The following is a 22,226-nucleotide window of genomic DNA, read 5'->3' as shown; positions in this document are numbered from 1 at the left end:
CGCCAATACCGGCCCACCCATAAAGACGTAATAGCGGGGAATAATTTAACGAGCGCAGGCGTTAATTCGTTGGCGTGGAAATGTGACAGAACTGATACCGACGAAATTTACACATCGCCCGCTTCATGATTTGCGCATCTCATACGTCTTATTACTAAGAGCGCCATCATTTTCCTGATCAGGCTCTGATAAGGAGTTTTTGCATGTACAACTCGCAACTGCCCACGGACGGACATTCAATGGCACACGACGCGGCTTTCGGCTCGGGTACCCAAGTATTCGGCAAGTCACCCGAACATCAAGGCAACCAACGCATCCGACACTTGCTCAAGTGTTTTGGCCTGCGCACCAGTCTGATTCGCCTGAAGGTCATCGACGCCCTGCTCACGGCCGCCGATAACGGCCGCTCGCTGGGTGTACGAGGTGTCCACAGCCACTTGCTGGAACTGGGCATCCCGTTGTCCTTTCTCAGTGTGCGCGAAGTGCTAAAGCGTCTATGCAGCGAGGGCGTGATCGCCCTCAACGCCGACAAGAGCTACAGCCTGCATGAACAGGCTGCCAAAGTGCTGGCTGCCAATAACGCCTGAATCAGGCGTTGGGCTTGACCTTGCGGCGCATCACGCCGTTGACCACCACCACGATCACTGCCACGGCAATGGCGATGTACTGGAACGTTTTTTCGCTGATGGTCCCGTTGTTCTGCAAATAGGACAGGCCAAACATCGTCCCAAGGACGACCAGGGAAATCAGAATCGAGTATTTCAAGCGTTGCTTTTGGGTCATGACGGGTTCCTGAACCTGAAAATATGTATCCACTTTGTATCGCCAGCCATGCCAAGTACATACCCGGTTGCGAGGATGGACGCGGGCTGGCGGGGTCTCATGTTACAGGCGATGAAAAACTTTGGCTTGCCTTGCGCCTGATTGAACCTGTGAGAGCCAGGCTCATTCCCGGGTCTTGGCCTGACTCCTTTTTACCCTCATGCACCACGACTCAAGGGTAACGCTGTAACCCGCTGCCCGGACGGGCGCAAAGCTCTACCAGCCAGTCGACAAACACCCGCACCCGCTGGGATAACTGGCGATGTGGCGGATAGAGCGCCGTCAGCGGAAGCCTGGGTGGCAACACATCGGCCAGTACCTCTACGAGCGTGCCCTGCTCCAACTGCCGGGCGACGTGATAGTACGGCGCCTGAACCAGGCCATAACCGGCCTCGCAGGCGGCCAGGTAGCCATCGGCGCTGTTGACCGCCAGTTTCTTGGGCAAGTCCACCAGGCGAATATCGTCTCCGCACTGGAACTCCAGACCATAACGTTTACCGGTGGCACTGGAGAAATATTCAATCATTTGGTGGTTGGCCAAATCATTGAGGTCTTGCGGTACTCCCATCCTCTGCAGGTAGCCAGCGCTGGCGCAGGTCAACTGGTCCATCATCGTCAGCGGCTTTGCCACCAGTGAATCGTCCAAAGACCGGCCACCGCGCAGCACGCAATCCACACCTTCGCGAATCAAGTCCACGGGGCGATCGTTCAAACCGATCTCCAGGTCGATCAGCGGGTAGCGTGCGGTGAACTCCGGCAAGGCCGGAATCACGATAGAGCGTCCCACCGCTGCGGGCATGTCGATACGCAGCGTGCCTCGCGGATTTTTCCGGCGGGTGGAAAACACCGCCTCAGCCTCTTCAAGATCCGCCAACAAACGCACGCAGCGCTGGTAATAGGCCGCGCCATCCAGGGTCGGATGGACCTGTCGCGTGGTGCGTTGCAGCAATTGCACACCCAAATGGGCTTCCAACTGCTTGATCAAGATCGTCACCGAAGCGCGAGACAGGTGCAGGCTGTCGGCCGCCTTGGCGAACCCACCTAATTCAACGATCCGCGTGAACACCCGCATGGCATTAAAACGGTCCAAATCCTGACTCCCTTCACGGATTATTTAGAATTTACCAATAGTGATAATGCTTTTAGCCGGTTTATCTTGTTTTTGTCGAGGACAACAATAGGCGTCTTAGCCATTAAAGGAGCCTTACCCATGCTTAAGCGTCAACTCGGCAAAAACGGCCCACACGTCAGCGCTATTGGCCTCGGCTGCATGGGCATGACGGATTTCTACACCACCGGTATCGATAGCCGGGAGGCCACCGCCACACTGCATCGCGCCCTGGAACTGGGCATCAACCTGCTGGACACCGCCGATATGTATGGCCCACATACCAATGAAGCGCTGATTGGCAAGGCCATCGCCGGCAAGCGCGACCAGGTCTTTTTGGCCAGCAAATTCGGCATCGTCCGCGACCCGGCGAACCCGACGTTGCGTGGGGTCAATGGCCGACCGCAGTACATTCGCGACTCGATCGAAGGCACCTTGAAACGCCTGGGCGTCGAGACGTTGGATTTGTATTACCAACATCGCATCGACCCCGATGTCGCTATCGAAGAAACCGTCGGCGCCATGGCTGAACTGGTGCATCAGGGCAAGGTGCGTTACCTGGGTTTGAGTGAAGCGTCTGCCGCCACGCTGGAGCGGGCCCACAAGGTCCATCCCATCAGCGCCCTGCAAAGCGAATATTCGCTGTGGAGTCGGGATCAGGAAGACAACGGGTGCCTGGCGGCTTGCCAGCGATTGGGGGTTGCATTTGTACCCTATAGCCCACTGGGGCGTGGCTTTCTCACCGGAGCACTGAAGAGCGCGAATGATTTTGCGGCGGATGATTACCGTCGGTTCAGCCCACGATTCCAGGGTGAGAACTTTGCGAAAAACCTGCTGTTGGTGGAACAGGTACAGGCACTGGCGCAGGACAAAGGCGTCACTGCCGGACAGCTGGCGTTGGCTTGGGTGTTGGCGCAGGGGGATTATCTGATTCCGATTCCAGGGACCAAGCAGCGTAAATACCTGGAAGAAAATGTCGCCGCGCTGGAAATCAAACTCAGCCCCGCCGAGTTGGCGGCGCTGGAAGCGATATTTCCAGCCAATGCCATGGCTGGGTTGCGCTATCCGCAAGAGGTGATGCAGATGCTGAATAAGTAGGCACTTGCTCGCGATGTTTTTTTGATTGTTCCCACACCCGTGGGAACAATCAATAAGCGACCGTTACTTATCCTTGAACTCAGGCGCGCGCTTGGCCACAAACGCCGCCATCCCTTCCTTCTGATCCTGAGTGGCAAACGCGGCATGGAATACCCGCCGCTCAAAACGCACGCCTTCCGATAAACTGACCTCAAACGCGCGGTTGACGCTTTCCTTGACCATCATGCTGATGGGCAGCGATTTACTGGCGATCAGCGCGGCGACTTTGAGCGCCTCCTCCAGCAACTCATCCGCCGGTACGATCCGCGCAACGATGCCGCAACGCTCCGCTTCCACCGCATCGATGAAACGCCCGGTCAGGCACATTTCCATGGCCTTGGCCTTGCCCACCGCACGGGTCAGGCGCTGGGTGCCGCCCATGCCCGGCAGCACGCCGAGGTTGACTTCCGGCTGGCCGAACCTGGCGTTGTCACCGGCCAGGATGAAGTCGCACATCAGCGCCAGTTCGCAGCCGCCACCCAAGGCAAAACCGTTGACTGCGGCAATGATCGGCTTGCGACGATTGGCCACTCGGTCGCTGTCGCTGAACAGGTCGTCCAGGTAGATCTGCGGGTAGGTCAGCTCAGCCATTTCCTTGATGTCGGCGCCGGCGGCAAAGGCTTTTTTCGAGCCGGTCAGCACGATACAACCGATCTCGGGGTTGGCTTCCAGACTGTCCAGCGCCTGGTTCACCTCACTGACCAGTTGTGCGTTCAAGGCGTTCAGCGCTTGTGGGCGATTAAGGGTAATCAGCCCAACGCGGCCCTGAACCTCCAGCAAAATGGTTTCGTAGCTCATCCGTCAGTTCCTCTTCAAAGGTTGCGTGAAATGACCATGCGTTGAATATCGCTGGTGCCTTCATAAATCTGGCAGACCCGCACATCGCGGTAGATCCGCTCCAGGGGGAAGTCGCTCAGGTAACCGTAACCGCCCAGGGTTTGCAAGGCCGCCGAACAGACCTTCTCCGCCATTTCCGAAGCAAACAGCTTGGCCATGGATGCCTCCACCAGTGCAGGCCGGCCGCTGTCGCGCAGGGCCGCGGCGTAATGCACCATCTGCCGTGCGACGGCGATCTGGGTGGCCATGTCCGCCAGGCGGAAGGCCACCGCCTGATGCTCGATCAAGGTTTTGCCAAAACTCTCGCGTTCACGAGCGTAGTCACGGGCTGCCTCAAACGCAGCACGGGCCATGCCCACCGATTGCGAGGCAATACCGACACGGCCACCTTCCAGGTTGGCCAGGGCAATCTTGTAGCCTTCGCCCTCCTCACCCAGACGGTTGGCCACCGGCACTTTGACGTCCTCAAAGAGGATCTGGCAGGTGTCGGATGCATGCTGGCCAAGCTTGTCTTCGACCCGCGCCACTTTATAGCCAGGCGAATCGGTGGGCACGATAAAGGCGCTGATGCCGCGCTTGCCGGCCGTGGGATCGGTGACCGCAAACACAATCACGATCCCGGCGTTTTGCCCCGACGTGATGAACTGTTTGCAACCGTTGAGTACGTAGTGATCACCCTCAAGGCGGGCACGGGTTTTCAGGCTGCTGGCGTCGGAGCCGGCCTGGGGTTCGGTCAGGGCAAAGGCGCCGAGCATGGCGCCGCTGGCCAGGGGCGTGAGGAATTGCTCTTTCTGCTGATCGTTGCCGAACTTGAGGATCGGCACGCAGCCCACAGAGTTATGCACGCTCATGATGGTCGAGCAGGCACCATCGCCGGCGGCGACTTCTTCCAGGGCCATGGCGTAGGCCAGGTAGCCGGTGTCGCAACCGCCCCACTGTTCCGGGACCAGCATGCCGAAAAAGCCCAGTTCGGCCATTTCAGCGATAGCCTCCCTGGGAAAGCGATGCTCGCGGTCCCACTCGGCGGCGAACGGTTTCAGCCGTTCCTGGGCAAATTGCCGGGCGGCTTCGCTGATTTGCAGTTGTTCGTCATTGGGGAGCATAAACAGCCTCTAAAATAAAAAGCTTAATACAGGCATTCAACGGCCATGGCCGTGGCTTCACCACCGCCGATGCAGATCGCGGCAACGCCGCGCTTGAGGCCCTTCTGGCGCAACGCCGAGAGCAACGTCACCAGAATCCTCGCGCCGGACGCACCAATCGGATGCCCCAGTGCGCAGGCGCCGCCGTGGATATTGACCTTGTCGTGGGGGATTTCCAGTTTGCTCATGGTCACCAGGCTGACCACGGCAAAGGCTTCGTTGATTTCAAACAAATCCACGTCACCCAGGTTCCAGCCGGTCTTGCTCATCAGTTTGCGAATCGCGCCCACTGGCGCCACCGGAAACAGACCGGGCTCATCGGCGAACGCCGCGTGACCGTGGATCACGGCCAAGGGCTTGAGCCCACGTTTTTGCGCTTCGGATTGACGCATCAGCAGCAGTGCAGCGGCGCCGTCGGAAATCGAACTGGAGTTGGCTGCCGTCACCGTACCGCCTTCGCGGAACGCCGGCTTCAGGGTGGCGATCTTGTCCGGCCTGGCCTTGGGCGGCTGTTCGTCGTCAGTGATAGTTTTCTGTTCCTTGCCTACAGTGACCTGCACCGGGACGATTTCGGCGGCAAAGCTACCGGTGCTGATCGCCTGCTGGGCACGGGTCAGGGAGGCAATGGCAAAGGCGTCCTGGGCTTCACGGGTAAAGCCGTGGTGCTCGGCGCAGTCTTCGGCAAAGGTGCCCATCAGGCGGCCCTTGTCGTAGGCGTCTTCCAGGCCGTCGAGGAACATGTGGTCGAGCACCCGGCCGTGGCCCATGCGGTAACCGCTACGGGCGCGGTCCAGTAGGTACGGGGCGTTGGACATGCTTTCCATGCCGCCGGCGATAATCACATCGACGCTGCCTGCCAGCAGCGAATCATGGGCGAGGATGGTCGCTTCCATGCCCGAGCCGCACATCTTGTTGAGGGTGGTGCAGCGGGTCGATTTATCCAGGCCCGCGCCCAGGGCCGCCTGGCGTGCCGGGGCCTGGCCCAAACCCGCAGGGAGCACGCAACCGAACAGCACTTCATCTACGCCATCGCTGGCGATACCGGCGCGCTCGACAGCGGCGCGAATCGCGGCAGCGCCCAGTTGTGGCGCGGTCAAGCCCTTGAGGTCACCCTGGAAGCCGCCCATTGGGGTGCGCACGGCACTGACTATAACGATTGGATCGTGATTCTGAGTCATGACAAATCCTCCTTACTTGGCCGCCATGCGCAAGGCCCCGTCAAGACGGATCACCTCGCCGTTGAGCATGCTGTTTTCAATAATATGCCGCACCAACGCGGCGTACTCGCAGGGCTTGCCCAGGCGTGGCGGGAACGGTACGCCGGCCGCCAACGAGTCGCGCACTTCAGGCGTCATGCCAGCCATCATCGGGGTTTCGAAGATGCCCGGTGCAATCGTCATCACCCGAATGCCAAAACGCGCCAACTCCCGTGCGGCAGGTAGCGTCAGGCTGGCAATCGCACCCTTGGACGCAGCATAGGCCGCCTGGCCGACCTGGCCGTCAAAGGCCGCCACCGAAGCGGTGTTGATGATCACCCCGCGTTCGCCGTCAGCATTAGCCTCGGTTTCAGCAATGGCCGCTGCCGCGAGGCGCAACAAGTTGAAGCTACCGATCAGGTTAACGTTGATCACCTGGGCAAAACTGGCTAAGGCATGCGGCCCATTCTTGCCAAGGATTTTCTCACCGCGCACCACGCCCGCGCAGTTGACCAGCCCGTGCAAGCCGCCAAATGCCGCAACAGTGGCCTGCACCGCCGCTTCGGCAGCCGCTTCCTGGCTGATATCGGCCACCACGCTGCGGGCCTGATCGCCCAGTTTGCTGGCCTGAGCCGCCACGGCCTCTGCGTTCAAATCTACCAGCATCACCTTGGCACCCGCCGCCACCAACATTTCAGCGGTGGCCGCGCCGAGGCCCGAAGCCCCGCCGCTGACCAGAAAAACCTTGTTCTCAATCTGCATCATTGTTTCCTTGAAAATGGGCTTACGCCGTGGTCACGGTCGCTTGTGACGCCTGGACCTTGGCGATTTCCTGGTTACGCAAAATAAAGCGCTGCAGCTTGCCGCTCGGCGTCTTCGGCAGTTCGCTGACAAATTCGATTTCCCGTGGGTACGAGTGCGCCGCCAGGCGCTTGCGCACGTGTTGGCGCAGCTCTTCGGCCAACTCGGGGTCGGGGCGGTACTGGGCACTGATCACCACGAAGGCCTTGACCAGTTCGGTGCGTTGCGCATCCGGCTTGCCGACCACTGCGGCTTCGATCACTGCCGGGTGTTCGATCAGCGCGCTTTCCACGTCAAACGGGCCGACCCGGTAGCCGGAGGTGGTGATCACGTCATCGCTGCGCCCGACAAAGCTGATGCTGCCATCGGGGTTCAATTCCACGGTGTCGCCGCTGAGGTAGTACTGGCCAACAAACGCCTTGGTCTTGCCCCCTTCATAGCCGGCAAACCAGCACATCGGCGACTGATCGCGGTCGATGGCCAGAATCCCCGGTTGGCCGGCCGCCAGCTCCTGATGGTTGTCATCCAGCACCACGATACGGTGGCCCGGCGAGGCAAAACCGGCGGAGCCGACGTGCACAGGGTGATCCAGGCCGTGGTGGTTGCACAGCACCATGCCCAACTCGGTCTGGCCGTAGTGGTCATGAATGGTGACGCCCAGATTGTCGGCAAACCAGCGGATCACTTCCGGGTTTAGCGGCTCGCCAGCACTGCTGACAATACGCAGTTTGCCCTTGATCGAACGGGCGAACTGCTCGCCGCCAGCAATCAGCAGACGATAGGCCGTGGGCGACCCGGTGAGGTTGGTAATGCCATATTTGTTGATGACCCGGCAGGTGCTTTCCAGGGTGAACGGGCCGTCGTAGAAAGTGATCGGATGGCCCATGGACAACGGCCCGGTAACGCCAAAATAGATGCCGTAGGCCCAGCCCGGATCGGCGACGTTCCAGAACGCATCTTCTGGGCGCAAGTCCACCGCATCACGGGTGTAGCTCTGGAACGCGACAATCGCCTTGAGCGGCACTGCCAACGCTTTCGACGGGCCGGTGGTGCCAGAGGTGAACATCAGCAGAAACGGATCATCGGCGCCCAACAGTACCGGCTCGCAGACATTGGAGTAGTTGGGCAGCTCTGCCCAGAAGCTGAAATCACCACGAACAATTCCCTCACCCTTGGCACCCGTCACAGTGACGATGATCGGGCAATTCTCTACCTCGTTGAGTTTGGGACGGTTGACTGCGTCGGTGACTACCAGCGCCGCGCCGGAACTGCTTAGGCGGTGTTCGATGGCCTTGGGGCCGAAAGCGGTGAACAGCGGCTGATAGACCGCGCCAATGCGCCAGGTGGCGAGCACCGTCACTAGCAATTCAGCGGTGCGTGGCAAGAGCCCGGCGACCTTGTCACCGCGCTTGACGCCCTGGGCCAGCAGGAAGTTGGCGAAACGTGCCGCCTGGTCCTGCAGTTCGGTAAAGGTCGACGTGGCGCTGCGGCCGTCCTTGCCCTCCCAAAACAACGCAATACGGCCCGGCAGCGCGTGCCGATCGCAACATTCGATACAGGCATTAAGCCCTTGCAGGTGACCGGCCAGCGCGGCCTCGACGGTTTGCTGGTAGTTGAACTCGGTGGTAGCAGCCAAATAATCGCGCATCGTGGCAAATCCCTGTGTCTTTTGTTTTTTTGAGGGGGCGTGCTTTTGAGGGGTTAGACCTGGGAAATAGTCGCTCCAGAGCACTCAATGGACAATGGTCAAAGCTTTCAACATGGCTGACTGGTTTGGCCAATGGCGTCGTTCATAGAGCGCGCTGATCACCCGGTCGGCATAAGCGATTGGACGCCCTGCCCATCAGCTTTTAGTCTGAGGGCCTGCGCCACCCAGAGCTCCTCGATGATCGTTCGCCTCAAACCCAACCTGTTCGGCATTCTGTTTTCCCTCAAGGGCTCGGTTGCCAAGCGCATCGCCTTGCGCAGCCTGCTGGTGACGCTGCTGGCGTCAGTGATCGTGCTGGTGGAGACGCTGCACCCGGCGTATTTCTCCAAGGTCAACGCCACGCCATTCACCCTGCTGGGGCTGTCCCTGTCGATTTTCATGAGTTTTCGCAATAACGCCTGTTACGACCGCTGGTGGGAAGGCCGCAAGCAATTGGGGCAAATGATCATCGAGGTGCGTTCGCTGATCCGGGAAACCCAGGTCTTCAATAACTGCGCCGAACACGAAGGTATACTTCGCGGTCTGTGCGGCTTTGCCCACGGACTGGTTGCCCGCTTGCGCCTGGAAGACGAGGCATGCGCTATCAAACCGTGGATCACCATTGACTCAAACCACCCCAATCTGCCCGACAGCGTTCTGCAAGCCCTCGGTGCCCGCTGCTCAAGCTTGGCTGAACAGGGCTGTATCAGCGATTGGCGCTACACCCAGTTGGAAACCCGCCTAGTGGGCCTCAGCCAAGTCCAGGCCGCGTGCGAGCGGATCAAAAGTACACCGCTGCCGTTTCCCTACACCCTATTGCTGCATCGCACCATCTACCTGTTCTGCATTCTGCTGCCGTTTGCCATGGCCGAGCCCCTGGGCTGGCTGACGCCGATTTTCACCGCCATCGTCAGCTACACCTTCTTTGGCCTAGACGAAATCGGCGACGATCTGGAAGACCCGTTCGGCTTCGACGAAAACGACCTGCCCTGCAATGCGATCGTACGCACCCTGGAACGGGAGATCCTCGCAGCCCTTGGCGAAACGTCACTGCCCCCAGCCATGGAGCCGGTGGACTACGTGCTGACGTGACGCCGGTTTGACACCCGTCGGTGTCTGGCCGAAGCTGATAGCTTTGTAATAGCTGCCCAGCTCTTGGACGCCTGCATGTCAAAGTCACGCCGTTACTCGATCATCGGTCTGTGCGCCCTGTTGTTTATTGTGCTGATCACCTGGTATTTCTCCCGCAGCACCACCGTAGCCGTCCCCGCGGCCATCGCCCATGGTTATTCCAAGGCCCTCAAGCAAGCCCATAACGGCGAGCCGGGGGCTGCGCGGGTGTTGTATCAACAGTTGGGCCGGGCGGACTTGACCGATGTGCGCCGCGCCGCTCTGCATGCCGAACTCGCCAACTACCCCAGCCCCCAGGCTCTGAAGCTGGCGGACAAGGACCTGGCCAACGAGTCGCCACTGGTACGCCAGGCGGCGATCAGCAGCATTGTCGGCCTGGTGCCCAGCGGCCAACGCACGCTGCTGCTCGGCCCGCTGCTTGATGATCAGGAGCAGAGCGTGCGCTTTGCCGCCGCCAACGCCTTGCTGGGCCTTTCACCGGACGCCTTGGGCCTTTACTTCGGACCCTTGCAGCAGGTGCTGGATGAATATGTAAAAGCGCTAAAGAGCCAACCCGAAACGCCTGACGGCTGGATTCAGCTGGCGCGCCTGTACATTCACAGCGCCCTGCTGCCCGACGCGCAAAATGCGCTGGAACAGGCCCTGCGCCTGGAACCGGACAACCTGCAGGCAGTGGTCGCACAAATCGAGCTATGGGATAAGCAGGGCAAGGTCGACGACTCCCGCCAACTGTTGGCCAAACAACTGCAGGCCCACCCCGAATCGCCCTATCTGCAACACGCCTTGGGCATGTGGTTATTGCGCCACGGCGAGCGCGAGTACGCCCTGCTCGGCCTGTCCAAAGCGGTGGAGCTGGAACCAGACCACCAGGATTATCGCTATGACCTGGCCACCACCCTGCATGCCCAGCAGGAACTGGAAGCCGCCCAGCGCCAATTGGAAGAGATCGTCCAGCGCCATCCCGCCAACCGCAAGGCGCGGGTGCTGCTGGTCAAATACTGGAAGGAAAGTGGCCAGTTGCAGAACGTCCAGGTGTTGCTGGCACAGCTTGAACAACAGAATCCGGACGACCCTGCATTGGCCCAAGGCCTGTAGGCCTCACGCCAACAAGTTGCAATTGGCACAAAACGTTGAACTGCCACACGGCACCACGGTCAGCCTGTTCCTGCCGCGTTTTGTCGGCGAAACGACCGTTGAAAAACCGATTAACCCCGCCTTGCTGCCTTTCGCCAACGCCGGCGAGACGGTGCTGATCGTCGAAGACGACCCGGCCGTGCGGGTGCTGGTCAGCGCCGTGCTGAGTGAACTGGGCTATGCCTTTGTAGAAGCTGGCGATGCCGACAGTGCCATGCCGATTATCGAATCCAGCCAACGGATTGACCTACTGATCAGCGACGTTGGCCTGCCGGGCATGAACGGCCGGCAACTGGCGGAAATCGGGCGGCAGATCAGACCGGACTTGAAGGTGTTATTTATCACGGGATATGCCGAACATGCGGCGGTGCGTGGTGGGTTCCTGGGCCCGGGGATGCAGTTGATCACCAAGCCGTTTACGTTTGATTTGTTGACAGCAAAGGTGCGGGAGATGATTCGGGCATGATTTTGATCGGGGCTTCGCTGCCCATGGGTGACAAAACCCTCCTCGCCTCCAGGCAGGATCAGCCAACTTTAAGCCAGTAACCGCTGGATATGTTCCTGCAACGTATCCAGATCAAACGGTTTGGCCAGGATCGGCGCATTGCGGGTGATCGGACTGTTGCAATCCAGGATTTCCTGCGGATAACCACTGATAAAGATGACTTTCAATTCCGGCCGCAACTTCATGGCAGGTTCAGCGATTTGCACCCCGGAAATGCCGCCAGGAAGGCGATAGTCGGTGACCATCAAGTCCAGGTGCGGCTTGCTGGCGAGGATTTCGAAGGCCTGCTCGCCATCGACCGCCTTTAAAACCCTATACCCCTGCCCCGACAGGTACTCGCCCAATACGAACATTATTGACTCGTCATCTTCGACGATCAGTACAACGTCTTGTGCATCTTCACTCATGGGAAGCCTTTGTCCGGTCAATTGCTGCTGATACGACCATAGGGTCACGCGGAGGTTGCGTTGGATATGCGATTGATTTCACGTACTGGCCTCAAGGGGCAGGCACACGCGAAACAATGCACCCTCACCTATCCGGCTCTCGACTTCAATCGTCCCACCATGAGCCGCGACGATCTGCTCGGAAATAAACAGCCCCAGACCCAGTCCTGCCGCCGCATGATTGACGGAGACCCGCTCGAACTGCTGAAAAATTCGCTTCTGATTGTCTTCACTGATGCCTATCCCGCGATCACGAACTTCGACCCGGGCTTCGCCATGCGCGGTGTACACCCTTACGTCCACCGGACTCTTGGCGCCGTAACGCAGCGCGTTGGTCAACAGGTTAGACACTACCTGCTCGATGCGAAACTCATCCCAGTTGCCTTCCACCGGCAGCGGCGCATCCAATTGCACCGAGGACTCGGCTGCCGTCACTTGCGGGGCAAAGTTCTCCAACAGGTTGCGCACCAGTTGCGCGAGGTCAAAGCGCCCGGGGCGAATCGACAGCTTGCCGGTACGAATACGCGACACATCAAGCATGTCTTCGATCAAGCGGATAAGGCTCTGGATCTGTCGCTCATCGCGATCGACCATGGCGTGCATCTTGTCCAGCGTAAAGGCCGCAGCGTTGTCCCGGGCCAGGTGCATCTTGCGCAACTGGGTTTCCAGAATCAGCCCATTGAGGGGCGTGCGTACTTCGTGGGCGACGATCGACATAAAGTCATCGCGCATGCGCACCGCCTGCTCAAGCTGCGCCTGGGTGGCCTGCAAGCGCGTAAGCAAGGCTTCCTGCTCGTGGCGGCTCTGCTCCAGGGCTTCGACCTGCTGCTTCATGGCCTTACTCTGGCGATACAGGTCGACGAATACATTGACCTTGCTCTTGACCGCATGGATATCCAGCGGCTTGTGCAGGAAGTCCACCGCACCGCTCTCATAGCCCTTGAAGGCATAGTTCAACTCACGACCTGCGGCACTGACAAATACGATAGGGATGTTCTTGGTCTTTTCCGTGCCGCGCATCAGTTCGGCCAGTTCGAAGCCGTTCATGCCGGGCATCTGCACGTCGAGAATGGCCATGGCGAACTCGTGTTCGAGCAACAGCGACAAGGCCTCGTCGGCGCTCAGCGCCTTGTAGACCTGACGACCCTCACGCTTGATCAGCGCTTCGAGGGCCAGCAGGTTTTCCGGCAGATCGTCGACGATCAGCAGTTTGGCCTGGATAGTACTTAGCATGGGGATGATTCCAGGGAAGCCAACAAGGCGCCGATACGGCTCAAGGTAAGAACATGGTCGGGAATATGCAACGCCAGGGCCGCTCGGGGCATGACCGCCGCCTGCGCCTCCGCCGGGTCCTGGACCACAGTGGTGCCGCCGTATTGCTTGACGTGGGCCAGGCCTTGGGCGCCGTCCTGGTTGGCGCCGGTGAGCAGTATCGCCAACAGGCCTGTGCCATAGGTATCGGCGGCCGACTCAAACAAGTAATCAATGGCTGGGCGCGAGTAGTGCACACGGTCCTCCTGGCTCAATGACAGACTGCGGTCATGTTCCACCGACAAATGATAACCGGGACCGGCAAAATACAAAGTGCCGGCCTCGATCAGCTCCTTGTCGCGCGCTTCCCTGACCGGTATCGGCAGGCGGCGGGCAAAGACTTCCGCCAGTAGGCTGCAACGCTCGTCGGGCAAATGCAGGACGGCAATGATTGGCAAGCCGAAGCCCTTGGGCAAGGCGCCGAAAATGTTCAGCAACGCCTCGACACCACCTGCGGATGCCCCTATGACAATGGCTTCGATACCAGGCGCGTACAACTGGCCTGTAGCGGCTTCATTCATGATTTTCGGTAGATCCGCTCTTGCTTGACCAGGGGTTCGAACTGTTTGCTGTAGCTGGAAAAATCCAGGGTTTCCTTGCTGCCCAGCACCAGGAAGCCACGATGGCACAGCGACTCATGAAACAATCCAAACGCCCTATCCTGCAACTTTTTATTGAAATAAATCAGCACGTTACGACATGAAATTAACTGCGTTTCAGAAAATACGCTATCGGTCGCCAGGCTGTGATCGGCGAAGGTAACGTTCTCTCGCAGGCTTTTGTCGAAGATCGCGTAATCGTAAGCCGCCGTGTAATAGTCGGCAAACGAACGCTTTCCACCGGCCTGCTGATAGTTATGGGTGTAGGCACGGATATTTTCCAGGGAGAAAATTCCTTGCTTGGCTTTTTCCAGGGAGCTGGGGTTGATATCGGTGGCGTAGATAATCGTGCGTTCCAGCAAACCCTCTTCCCGCAGAAGAATGGCCATGGAGTACACCTCTTCGCCGGTGCTGCAACCGGCGATCCAGATCTTGATCGACGGGTAGGTCTTGAGCAGCGGCACCACTTCCTGGCGTATCGCCAGAAAGTGCGAGGGGTCGCGAAACATCTCGCTGACGGGAATGGTCAGAAATTGCAGCAACTGCATGAACGCCGTAGGGTCGTGCAACACCCGTTCCTGCAGGGCCGAAATGGTCTTGCAGTCGAACTGGCGCAAGGCATGGGCGACGCGGCGCTTGACCGACGCGCCGGAGTAGTCGCGAAAGTCATAGCTGTACTTGAGGTAAATCGCCTCAATCAACAGACGCAGTTCGATGTCAGTGTTTCGTTCCAATTAAATACGTTCCATCTTCGGTAGCCACACACGGATCAACGAAAACAGTCGATCAAGGTCGATGGGCTTGGCCAGGTAATCGTTGGAGCCTGCCGCCAGGCAGCGCTCCTGATCATCCTTCATGGCCTTGGCCGTCACCGCGATGATCGGCAGCTTGCGCCAGCGCGGGTCCTGGCGGATCAGCGCGGTGGCTTCGTAGCCGTCCATCTCCGGCATCATCACGTCCATCAGAACCAGGTCAATGTCATCGATTTCATTGAGTTTTTCGATCGCCTCACGGCCGTTACGGCCAATGACCACAATCGCGCCCTTATGTTCCAGGGCGCTGGTGAGGGCGAAGATATTGCGTACATCGTCGTCCACCAACAGCACCTTGCGTCCCTCGAAAACCTTGTCGCGGCTGCGGGCGGTCTTGAGCATCTTCTGGCGTTCATGGGACAACTGGGATTCGACTTTGTGCAGAAAAAGTGTCACCTCGTCCAGCAAACGTTCAGGTGAGCGAGCGCCTTTGATGATGATCGAGCGTGAATACTTGCGCAGTTCCGCCTCTTCATCACGGGTCAGGTTGCGCCCGGTGTAGACAATCACCGGCGGGAACGAGCAGATATCCTCGGTAGACATGCGTTTGAGCAGCTCATTGCCGAGCATATCCGGTAGCTTCAAATCGATGATCATGCAGTCGTAGATGTTAGTGCGCAGCAGGTCCAGGGCTTCCTGGGCGAAGCCTACGGCAGTGATCTCGATGTCATCGTCGCCGATCAGACGGGCAATACTGTCGCGTTGCAGGTCGTCGTCTTCCACCAGCAGGATACGTTTGACCTTCTGGGTCAGCTTGGCTTCCAGGCGGGCGAACACATCCTTGAGTTCTTCTCGGGTGGTCGGTTTGACCGCATAACCGATGGCGCCCATGTGCATCGCGGCTTCCACCCGGTCTTCCACGGAAATCACGTGCACCGGAATGTGCCGGGTCCCTGCGTGCTCCTTGAGACGTTGCAGCACCGTCAGCCCGGAATGGTCCGGCAGGCGCATGTCCAGCAGGATCGCGTCGGGAATGAATTGTTCGGCCAGGTTGTAACCTTCGTCCGCGCCGTGGGCTACCAGGCACTGGTAACCCAACTCATGGGCCAGGTCGAAGAGGATGCCCGCAAAGTTCGGCTCATCTTCCACCACCAGGATGCAGCGGGTAGCAAAGGGGGCCTTGTCGCGGTCATCGGCAAAGCGCGCAATCACCACCTCTTGGGCTATCGGCAGCGGCGAGACCTTGATGCTTGCCGGCGCCGGGGCGGCAACAGCCCGAGGCTGCTCGACGACCGGAGCGTCTTCGTCGCGCTCGACATATTGTTCCGGCAGCACCAGAGTAAAGATACTGCCCTGGCCCAGCTCGCTGGTGACGCTGATATACCCGCCCAGCAAGGTCGCCAGGTCCCGGGAAATCGACAGCCCCAACCCGGTGCCGCCGTAGCGGCGATTGGTGGTGCCGTCGGCCTGGCGGAAGGCTTCGAAGATGCTTTCCTGCTGATCCGGGGCGATGCCGATCCCCGAGTCGCGCACGGTGAAGGCTATGCCCTCCCCTGGCGCACGCGACGCCGTCAGGCTGACCTGACCGTGCTCGGTGAACTTGACCGCATTGGACAGCAGGTTCTTGAGAATTTGCTCCAGCCGCTGGCAATCGGTGAACAGCATCAGCGGTGCGCCTTCCTGCACCTCCACCTGGAAGGCCAGCTTGCGGTCGGCCGCCAGCGGTTCGAACATCCCGCGCAAGCCGTCCACCAGGCGCGCCACACTGGTGTTTTCCGGGCGCACTTCCAGCTTGCCGGCCTCCACCTTGGAGATATCGAGGATGTCGTTGATCAGGTTGAGCAAGTCATTACCGGCCGAATAAATCGACTCGGCAAACTTGACCTGCTCGGCGCTGAGGTTTTCCTGGGGGTTCTCGGCCAGCAATTTGGCCAGGATCAACGAACTGTTGAGCGGTGTGCGCAACTCGTGGGACATGTTGGCGAGGAATTCGGACTTGTACTTGCTGGAGCGCTGCAACTCGTCGGCGCGATCTTGCAGTTCAGTCTGGGCCAGCTTGAGTTCACCGTTTTTGCGGTCCATCGCATCGCGCTGGTCGGCCAGGGCCTGGGCCTGCTCGGCCAGTTGTTCATTGGTCTGTTCAAGCTCGGCCTGCTGGGTTTCCAGGTGAGTCTGGGACTCCTTGAGGATGCGCGACTGCTCTTCCAGCTCTTCGTTCGCCGTCTTGAGTTCTTCCTGTTGCACTTGCAGCTCTTCGTTGAGCTGCTGGGTCTCGGCCAGCACTTCCTGCAAGCGCTGGCGATAACGCGCGGCTTCGATGGAGGTGCCGATGTTGCCGGCAATCAGCTCCAGCAACTCGACATCGCGCTCGTCGAGGGGACGCAGAAAGCCCAGCTCGATCACACCGTTAACACGATCATCGTCGCTGGTAGGCACCACCAGCACACTACGCGTCACGCCCTCCCCCAGGCCCGAACTGACCTTGAAGTAGTCCACCGGCACGTCATCCAGACGAATCAACCGGCCCTGTTGGGCAGACTGGCCGACGATGCCCTCATTACTGTAGATCGACTGTTCCTGCTGTTCCTGTTCACGGGAGAAGCCATAGGTGGCCGCTCGCTTCAGACCGCCGTGCTCTTCACGTACATACAGTGCAGCGACCACCGAGCCCATGTATTGGGCAAAGAACTGCAGGATGTTGCGGCCCAGCAGGTCCAGGGTCAGTTGCCCCAGCACCTGTTCTGCCAGTTCGGTCTGGCCGCTGCGTAGCCAGGCTTGCTGTTCCAGGCGTTTGGCTATCTTCTGTTGTGACGCGAGACTTGTGCTGTAACTCTCTGAAAGTGCTAAGAGATTTTTTCTACCAATGTACGCCAGGAAACCACTGAGCCCGATCACGAGCAGCAGATAGAGAGTGACGCTCATCACCGTGGTGCGGGTGACGTCTTCATTACGGTTGATCCGCAGCTGTTGCTCCATGGCCACCGCTTGGTCGTATTCCTTGCGCATTTCGTCAGTCAGGCGCTTGCCCCGGCCGGCCTGGACCGCCGCCCGGTAATCACCGCTCTCGCGACGCAGGTTGATCATTGCCTGGGCGTAGCCGTTCCATTCCACCTGCAAGGACTCCAGGCGCTTGAGACGGTCAACCTGTTGCGGATTGTCGGCCACCAATTCCTGCAACCCGCGCAGGTCAGAAATGATCCGCGGCTTGGCGACCTCATAAGGGTCGAGGAAATGCTCGTCGCCGGTGATCAGGAAGCCGCGCATTCCGGTTTCCAGGTCGATGGTCTGCTTCGACGTCTCATTGAGATTGTTGATCACCCGGTCCGTGTGCCCGACCCATTGAATCACCGACAACAAGTAAGAGATCAAGCAAACGAAAAATACCGCACTAAGCACGCCAACGCTCAGTGGCAGGGCCACGTTACGGCTCAGAAGCTTGCGGAAACTTTTCTCATCGACTGACGACGCAGGAATCATGGGCATGCCTTGGCCAAAGTACGGAAAAACAAGGAGTTTGCCCCAAAGTCGCGCTTGAACGCTATTTTTCTGCCAACCATGGCCACCGTGATGACGTAACTCATTGAGAAATCAACGAGAGATGGCGACGCTCACATCCAGTCACTGTACCGGCTCAACAATATTCCTAGTCGATAACGCCTTCCCCCTCCGCAGATCAAATACCCGTCCAATTGAACAATCCGCCACTGGTCATTGCGCCAGGCTCATCGCAACAGCCGGACAATCCTTCAGCCGTATGGCGCAAACCGTGCCAATCCGGAATACAAATTTGCTGAGTCCAACGAATTGGAGCTGATGAACACCCCTGGAAAACTCGATAGCCTCACTAGTTTTTTTGCCAACGCTATATAAATACAGCGGGCCTGGCAGGCATCCTCTGGATGGCTGCCAGGTATTCTGCGGCCACCCCATTGGGCGACACGCCCGAGCGAGAAAATCCTTTGCAATGCCCTTACAATGCCGTCACTGTTTCGGGAGCTTACCGGTCCTGGCATGATTCATTGGAAGATGGTCTTTCAACCCATAAAGACCTGTACCTCCACTTCTTGGGAACCTTCACTATGTCCGCCGCTGCCTCCACCATCCTTGTAGTCGAAGACGACGCCATCGTGCGCATGTTGATCGTCGATGTCCTCGAAGAGCTGGGGTACCTGGTGCTTGAAGCCGCAGATGCCGCAGCAGCCCTGATGATCATCAAAAAGTCCGAACAGGTGATCGACCTGATGATGACCGACGTCGGCTTGCCGGATATGAATGGCCAGGAACTGGCCGGCAAGGCCCGTGAATTGCGTCCCACCCTGCCCATATTATTTGCCAGCGGCTATGCCGAAAGCATTGATGTGCCGGCAGACATGCAGGTGATTGGCAAGCCATTTTCCATCGACCAGTTGCGGGACAAGGTAAAGTCCATCCTGGCTTGAAACCCTTTCCCCTCACCGGCGGCAATATTTTCAACGCTTTCGTCAAACCCCAGTGGACCGTTGCCCGTAAAGGTAACGGCTTGCCACAGTTCACCCTGTTTGCCGGGATCAACGTGACCTTCGGAAAATAAGGACGTGATATGCATGCCTTGACTCGCAATGCCGGATTCAGCCTGTTGGCCCTGTCGGCCAGTTGTGGTGTGGGTGTACAGGCCCAGGGGCTCGACACCCGCATCGCAAAAGACTTCCAGAACACCTGGGTGCAAACTCTGCCGGGCAAGCCCTGGTTCAGCTATTTACGACTGTCTGCGCCCACCCAGGCCTACCTCGATAAGAGCTGGAAACCCGACGACATCACCCCGGCTCTTTAATAAAGAGCCCAGTAAGGACGCAACAACATGATTGGAAAACCGACCCGCCTGCTGCTGGCGAGCCTCTCGATACTCATGAGCGCCAGCGCCTGGGCCGATTTCACAGCCACACCCAGCGAAGCCCGAGCCATCGCCAAGGAAGCGTATCTGTACGGCTTCCCGGTGGTAGAAATGTACAAAACCCTCTACACCCAAGCGGTGGACAAGAGTGGTGCCAACTTCAAGGCGTCGTTCAACCACATCGGCAACACTGCCCAGGTTTTCACGCCCAAGGACACCGCGTTCGTCACCCCCAATTCGGACACGCCCTACTCCTTCGTCTGGCTGGATTTGCGCCGTGAGCCCGTGGTGCTGACCCTGCCGAAAATCGATGAAAGCCGCTATTACTCGGTGCAGTTGATCGACCTCTACACGCAAAACTTCGCCTACCTGGGCACCCGCAGTACCGGCAACAACGGCGGGCACTACATGATTGCCGGCCCGAGCTGGAAAGGTCAGCAGCCGGTGGACATCGACCGGGTGGTGTATAGCGAAAGCAACATCGCCTACGCGCTGTACCGCACTCAGCTGTTCGACGACAAGGACTTGGGCAAGGTCAAGCAGATCCAGGCCGGTTACAAGGTCCAGTCCCTGAGCAGCTACGTGAAACAACCGGCCCCGGCCAAGACGGCGAAAATCCAATGGCCCAAACCCACCCCCAACATGAGCGACAGCCCGCAGCTGTTTCGCTACCTCAACTTCATGCTGGCCTTCGCCGCGCCCCAGGACAGTGAAAAAGACACCCTGGTGCGCTTCGCCAAAATCGGCATCGCCCCTGGGGCACCGTTCAAGGTCGCCCAACTGAGCGCCGAACAGCGCAAGGCCCTGGAAGACGGGATCGCCGACGGCAAGGCTGAATTCGCCACCTTCAAGAAAGACAAGGTCGACAGCCACCAAGTGTCCAGCGGTGATCTGTTCGGCAGCCGCGACCACCTGAAAAACAATTACCTGTACCGCTACGCCGGTGCCGACATGGGGATTTTCGGTAACTCCACCGATGAAGCGGCGTACATGGGCTACTTCGTCGACAGCGAAGGCAAACCCGCCAACGGTGCCAAGCGCAGCTACACCCTGCACTTTGCCAAGGACCAATTGCCGCCGACCGATGCCTTCTGGTCGCTGACGATGTACGACGGCAAGAGCAAACTGCTGGTGCCCAACCACAAGAAGCGCTACCTGATCAATTCGCGGATGTTGCCCGGCCTCAAGCTTGATGCCGACGGCGGCCTGACGCTGATGGTGCAACATCACGAGCCGCCGAAAGCCGAACAAAGCAACTGGTTGCCCGCACCACCCGGTCCATTTTACACCGTGCTGCGCATTTACCTGCCCAAGCCTGAGGTGGGTAGCGGCCAGTGGAAGCTGCCACTGCTGACCCCGATGAAGTAACACCCGCACATCCCTGACGTCAGGCCGAAACAAGGAGTAGAGCCATGGTATTACCGGCGATTGACCAACTTCTGCCTGGCCTACTGTGGCGAGCCGGCTTGCCCCCTCTGGGGCTGCAGGCATAGGCTGGGCTGGGTACATATCCGCTATTTTGGTCAGGGCTGCATAGGGTTACACCCTTACCGCAACAACGGATATGTACTCAGAACCGAACCTGCCCCCTCAGCTATCAGCAACCTCAAGAGATGTGTAGATAGCGATCACTTGCTCTTGAGTTTGAGATACGACTGGTGCATATCCGACGCCCAGCCATCAATCACATTCTTCACATCTTCGGGCTTCATCACTTGGGCATCATTTTCCAATTCCTTACCGGTGCCTTTGCGCACCACTTGCGCCACCACCTGGTTGGTATCGCCATCAAGGAACACCGCTTCGGTGCCCAGGGTGGTTTCCTCGTCGCGCCCGCCTGATGCCGTGTTCACCGCCGCTGCCACCAACGCGATAGGGATCAGTTCGTAGGGCTTGAGGCCTTCGGCCTTGCTGCTGACGGCGGTGATCGCCGCGCGCACTACAATGATTGCAGGGCCGGGGCCGTTGGCCAGCGGCAATGATTTACTCAGTTCACGCCTGAGGGCCTCGTTATAGTAAGCATTGATGCCGTTCAGGGTTGCCTGGGGAATCTTGGTGGTAGCCTGGGGTTGCGGGTAAAACTGGGTGGGTTCGATATACACGGCGGTGTAGCGGCGCAGATTCAACTTGGGATCGACCCAGCGCATCACCTCCACACCCGACGGTGACTTGGCTTCTTGCAGCTTGCCGTAGTCCTTGAGAAATCCGGAGTACTCGTCCGGTTGCGTGACCTTGCTGGCACAACCCACCAACCCGATCGAGGCGATGCATAGTGTACTAATCATTAGCCCTAGCTTCATGGCACAACTCCTTGACAGTCATCGTCTGAACACTGAGCTGTAGGTATAGCCAACTCTGGCGAAATAACCCGTTTTCCATTCACGATTGCGGGATATTCTACAGCGCTGATTTGACAGACCGATGGCCTGCGTCAGGACTGCATACCGCCCAGGTCAAGGACTGACAAGGTTCGCGCCATCAATTGGCGATGCAGGAGGCCACGTCCGAGACGGTGCTGGCCGACTTCAAGGTGGCCTGCACCTTCGGCATAGCACCGTTGCATCAATAAACCGCAATGCCCGGTTGTCGTTGATCCAGTACTACCTGGAAAACGGTCAGGAGCCCAAGGCCCAGCTGGCGACCGGCAAGCAGGTCAAGGCGGTGGTACCGCAAGAAGCGAAACCAGGCTGGGGCAATGTCGAGCTTTAGATTTTTGTAGGAGCGAGGTGACGCCTGGTGCTTGCTCGC

22 protein-coding genes and 1 pseudogene are annotated in these 22,226 nt (G+C 58.8%); 10 read left to right on the top strand and 13 right to left on the bottom strand.

The window, feature by feature from the left end:
• Positions 1-203 precede the first annotated feature (203 nt).
• Positions 204-587: a fe2+ zn2+ uptake regulation protein gene (locus ACZRJ6_RS14905; RefSeq protein WP_463968564.1), complete on the top strand. Its 384-nt coding sequence runs from the start codon at positions 204-206 to the stop codon at positions 585-587.
• A gap of 1 nt (position 588) precedes the next feature.
• Here ACZRJ6_RS14905 and ACZRJ6_RS14900 read toward each other — a convergent pair whose 3' ends face one another.
• Together ACZRJ6_RS14900 and ACZRJ6_RS14895 are read right to left on the bottom strand one after the other, a co-directional pair.
• The gene (locus tag ACZRJ6_RS14900; RefSeq protein WP_149414052.1) at positions 589-783 is read right to left on the bottom strand and encodes a hypothetical protein; all 195 of its coding nucleotides are present in this window, start codon (positions 781-783) and stop codon (positions 589-591) included.
• Positions 784-994: 211 nt separating this feature from the next.
• Positions 995-1,912 carry a LysR family transcriptional regulator gene (locus tag ACZRJ6_RS14895; protein WP_463968565.1) on the bottom strand — a complete coding sequence of 306 codons (918 nt, stop codon included), beginning with the start codon at positions 1,910-1,912 and terminating at the stop codon, positions 995-997.
• A gap of 120 nt (positions 1,913-2,032) precedes the next feature.
• Between ACZRJ6_RS14895 and ACZRJ6_RS14890 the strand changes: the two genes are divergently transcribed.
• A complete protein-coding gene (locus tag ACZRJ6_RS14890; protein ID WP_463968566.1) occupies positions 2,033-3,028 on the top strand; it encodes an aldo/keto reductase in 996 nt (331 codons plus the stop codon).
• A gap of 63 nt (positions 3,029-3,091) precedes the next feature.
• On the opposite strand, the gene ACZRJ6_RS14885 is transcribed toward ACZRJ6_RS14890, so the two are convergent.
• The 5 genes from ACZRJ6_RS14885 to ACZRJ6_RS14865 are packed head-to-tail and all read right to left on the bottom strand — an operon-like array spanning position 3,092 to position 8,691.
• On the bottom strand, positions 3,092-3,865 hold the full coding sequence (locus ACZRJ6_RS14885) for an enoyl-CoA hydratase (RefSeq protein ID WP_149414049.1): 774 nt from the start codon (positions 3,863-3,865) through the stop codon (positions 3,092-3,094).
• 14 nt (positions 3,866-3,879) lie between these two features.
• Entirely contained in the window at positions 3,880-5,007 is a 1,128-nt protein-coding gene (locus tag ACZRJ6_RS14880) for an acyl-CoA dehydrogenase (RefSeq protein ID WP_463968567.1), read from the bottom strand.
• Between the two features lie 23 nt (positions 5,008-5,030).
• Positions 5,031-6,224, bottom strand: a complete 1,194-nt coding sequence (locus tag ACZRJ6_RS14875) for an acetyl-CoA C-acyltransferase (protein ID WP_463968568.1) — start codon at positions 6,222-6,224, stop codon at positions 5,031-5,033.
• A gap of 12 nt (positions 6,225-6,236) precedes the next feature.
• The gene (locus tag ACZRJ6_RS14870) at positions 6,237-7,004 is read right to left on the bottom strand and encodes an SDR family NAD(P)-dependent oxidoreductase (RefSeq protein ID WP_463968569.1); all 768 of its coding nucleotides are present in this window, start codon (positions 7,002-7,004) and stop codon (positions 6,237-6,239) included.
• A gap of 22 nt (positions 7,005-7,026) precedes the next feature.
• Positions 7,027-8,691 carry an AMP-binding protein gene (locus tag ACZRJ6_RS14865; RefSeq protein WP_463968570.1) on the bottom strand — a complete coding sequence of 555 codons (1,665 nt, stop codon included), beginning with the start codon at positions 8,689-8,691 and terminating at the stop codon, positions 7,027-7,029.
• A 237-nt stretch (positions 8,692-8,928) separates the two neighbouring features.
• Between ACZRJ6_RS14865 and ACZRJ6_RS14860 the strand changes: the two genes are divergently transcribed.
• The 3 genes and pseudogenes from ACZRJ6_RS14860 to ACZRJ6_RS14850 form a co-directional block, all read left to right on the top strand.
• Positions 8,929-9,822 (top strand): bestrophin family protein, encoded by an 894-nt coding sequence (locus ACZRJ6_RS14860; protein ID WP_463968571.1) that lies wholly within the window; start codon positions 8,929-8,931, stop codon positions 9,820-9,822.
• A 75-nt stretch (positions 9,823-9,897) separates the two neighbouring features.
• Positions 9,898-10,956, top strand: coding sequence for a tetratricopeptide repeat protein (locus ACZRJ6_RS14855; protein WP_463968572.1), 1,059 nt, complete (start codon positions 9,898-9,900; stop codon positions 10,954-10,956).
• A gap of 37 nt (positions 10,957-10,993) precedes the next feature.
• Positions 10,994-11,461: pseudogene (locus tag ACZRJ6_RS14850) on the top strand (response regulator); the annotation flags it as partial.
• Between the two features lie 68 nt (positions 11,462-11,529).
• Here ACZRJ6_RS14850 and ACZRJ6_RS14845 read toward each other — a convergent pair.
• From ACZRJ6_RS14845 to ACZRJ6_RS14825, 5 genes are all read right to left on the bottom strand, one after another.
• The gene (locus ACZRJ6_RS14845; RefSeq protein ID WP_463968573.1) at positions 11,530-11,907 is read right to left on the bottom strand and encodes a response regulator; all 378 of its coding nucleotides are present in this window, start codon (positions 11,905-11,907) and stop codon (positions 11,530-11,532) included.
• A gap of 78 nt (positions 11,908-11,985) precedes the next feature.
• The gene (locus ACZRJ6_RS14840; protein WP_463968574.1) at positions 11,986-13,179 is read right to left on the bottom strand and encodes a hybrid sensor histidine kinase/response regulator; all 1,194 of its coding nucleotides are present in this window, start codon (positions 13,177-13,179) and stop codon (positions 11,986-11,988) included.
• Positions 13,173-13,778, bottom strand: a complete 606-nt coding sequence (locus tag ACZRJ6_RS14835; RefSeq protein WP_463968575.1) for a chemotaxis protein CheB — start codon at positions 13,776-13,778, stop codon at positions 13,173-13,175. Before ACZRJ6_RS14835 ends, ACZRJ6_RS14840 begins: the two co-directional genes overlap by 7 nt.
• Positions 13,775-14,590 carry a CheR family methyltransferase gene (locus ACZRJ6_RS14830; RefSeq protein WP_463968576.1) on the bottom strand — a complete coding sequence of 272 codons (816 nt, stop codon included), beginning with the start codon at positions 14,588-14,590 and terminating at the stop codon, positions 13,775-13,777. Before ACZRJ6_RS14830 ends, ACZRJ6_RS14835 begins: the two co-directional genes overlap by 4 nt.
• On the bottom strand, positions 14,591-18,085 hold the full coding sequence (locus ACZRJ6_RS14825; RefSeq protein ID WP_463968577.1) for a response regulator: 3,495 nt from the start codon (positions 18,083-18,085) through the stop codon (positions 14,591-14,593). It abuts the gene before it with no gap.
• Between the two features lie 602 nt (positions 18,086-18,687).
• Here ACZRJ6_RS14825 and ACZRJ6_RS14820 point away from each other — a divergent pair.
• Genes ACZRJ6_RS14820 through ACZRJ6_RS14805 form a run of 4 tightly spaced genes read left to right on the top strand, consistent with a single transcriptional unit; the run spans position 18,688 to position 20,846 of the window.
• A complete protein-coding gene (locus ACZRJ6_RS14820; protein WP_463968578.1) occupies positions 18,688-19,047 on the top strand; it encodes a response regulator in 360 nt (119 codons plus the stop codon).
• Positions 19,044-19,178, top strand: coding sequence for a hypothetical protein (locus ACZRJ6_RS14815; RefSeq protein ID WP_463968891.1), 135 nt, complete (start codon positions 19,044-19,046; stop codon positions 19,176-19,178). Before ACZRJ6_RS14820 ends, ACZRJ6_RS14815 begins: the two co-directional genes overlap by 4 nt.
• 9 nt (positions 19,179-19,187) lie before the next feature.
• On the top strand, positions 19,188-19,418 hold the full coding sequence (locus tag ACZRJ6_RS14810; RefSeq protein ID WP_463968579.1) for a hypothetical protein: 231 nt from the start codon (positions 19,188-19,190) through the stop codon (positions 19,416-19,418).
• Between the two features lie 27 nt (positions 19,419-19,445).
• Positions 19,446-20,846, top strand: a complete 1,401-nt coding sequence (locus ACZRJ6_RS14805; RefSeq protein ID WP_463968580.1) for a DUF1254 domain-containing protein — start codon at positions 19,446-19,448, stop codon at positions 20,844-20,846.
• 260 nt (positions 20,847-21,106) lie between these two features.
• Here ACZRJ6_RS14805 and ACZRJ6_RS14800 read toward each other — a convergent pair whose 3' ends face one another.
• Positions 21,107-21,778, bottom strand: a complete 672-nt coding sequence (locus tag ACZRJ6_RS14800; RefSeq protein ID WP_463968581.1) for a DUF3313 domain-containing protein — start codon at positions 21,776-21,778, stop codon at positions 21,107-21,109.
• Between the two features lie 283 nt (positions 21,779-22,061).
• On the opposite strand from ACZRJ6_RS14800, the gene ACZRJ6_RS14795 reads away from it, so the two are divergent.
• Positions 22,062-22,187, top strand: coding sequence for a hypothetical protein (locus tag ACZRJ6_RS14795; RefSeq protein WP_463968892.1), 126 nt, complete (start codon positions 22,062-22,064; stop codon positions 22,185-22,187).
• Positions 22,188-22,226: the final 39 nt, after the last annotated feature.

The sequence above is a fragment of the Pseudomonas sp. C321 genome, from assembly GCF_055407105.1.
This window is presented reverse-complemented; position numbering and strand designations above follow the sequence as displayed.